Below are 1250 nucleotides of genomic sequence, written 5' to 3'. Positions count from 1 at the left end.
GCAACCTCTGTTGGTTAATGGCCAATTACAAGCCTACCCACAAGCTCATGTCACCCTACTCTGGCCTGAGTCTGCGAAAAGCACATCTTCAGTATTCAGTTCGATGATCGCCGCAGGGAAACCGTGTCCTGAGGTCGATATCTGGGATATCAATGGGGGCAGGCATGATATCTCCCGGGCTGAGCTACCTGAACAAGCACTTCACCAACTTTACGAAGCGTTTAAAACCGTGCCTCCCCACCTTTGTAACCCTCTGCCTGAACTGACCGAAGGGTTGTTGAATAACCTGATAATGGCTGCCCGGCGCGCGCAGCAGGTTGACCAGTCCCCACAGCTCCTGCCCCGCCATTGGCGCAAGGCCATCAATAGCGTTGTCACCCATGGCACCCGCCAGAATCCGACAGTACGTAACTTTATGAAAGTAGCCTGTTGGCAGTTACTGCCGGATGCTACTAATAAGCCGGATGAGGATCAAACCGCCTTGGTAGACACGGATCAGTTAACTGCCATCATCAACAGTGCCCCGAGGTTGGATAGAGCGTTTGTGGATAAGAACCTATGGCCACTGGCCAGAGCGTTTGACCCAACAGTACTTAAGGGCCGAAACTCTGAAGGATTACAACTGTTCTACGAACATCCATTCCCATGGCAGGGTGGAAAAGAAGTCATGAACAGGCTCTGTGCCCTGATCGTGGCTCTTGTGCCTGAACAACATCGAGAGGCAATGGCGTACCAGTTGGCAGTTGATCCGTCGGAAACAGAGCTATATCAACGTTTTGGCATCAGGCCATCAAGACAGATTAAACGTTTGCAAGATGCGCTGGCTTCCGGCTGGCAGCTGGCTTTGCCACCAGGGCAGACCCGATACGATGCTATTCACGCTCTGGCCACCGACTGTTTTCACATAGCCAGAACAGCAAATTCTGACACAGCAGCTATTGAACACATAGAAAAACGACTGTCTGAATCACTGGAATGGCAGGGTTCTGCCGATCAACCCTTGTCAGCACTGGCTCACGATCTTTATCACGGCGAGATGAACCAAAAGGATCGTGAAAGCCGTCGATTATCCCGACTCCATGACCGGTTGGCGGACTCTCCCGTTATATTCCTGCAGGGGGAAACCGGCACTGGGAAAAGTTACTTTTCTGCCAGAATGGCAAAGGCTTCGGGACAGGCTTCGGTGATGTCCCTTGGACCTTCTGACAGTGAACAGACCCTGATGAAACGCTGGCAGTGGCAAGAGCACG

1 protein-coding gene is annotated in these 1250 nt (G+C 52.2%); it reads left to right on the top strand.

Annotated elements, in window-relative coordinates; translation table 11 throughout:
• Positions 1-1250: hypothetical protein (locus KDK19_RS01435; RefSeq protein WP_257291198.1), on the top strand; the 1250-nt coding region annotated here is incomplete at both ends.

The organism is Endozoicomonas sp. ONNA1 (assembly GCF_024606325.1).
Taxonomy (GTDB): domain Bacteria; phylum Pseudomonadota; class Gammaproteobacteria; order Pseudomonadales; family Endozoicomonadaceae; genus Endozoicomonas_A.
Note: the sequence above shows the minus strand (reverse complement) of the source record. Positions and strands in the feature narration are given on the sequence as shown.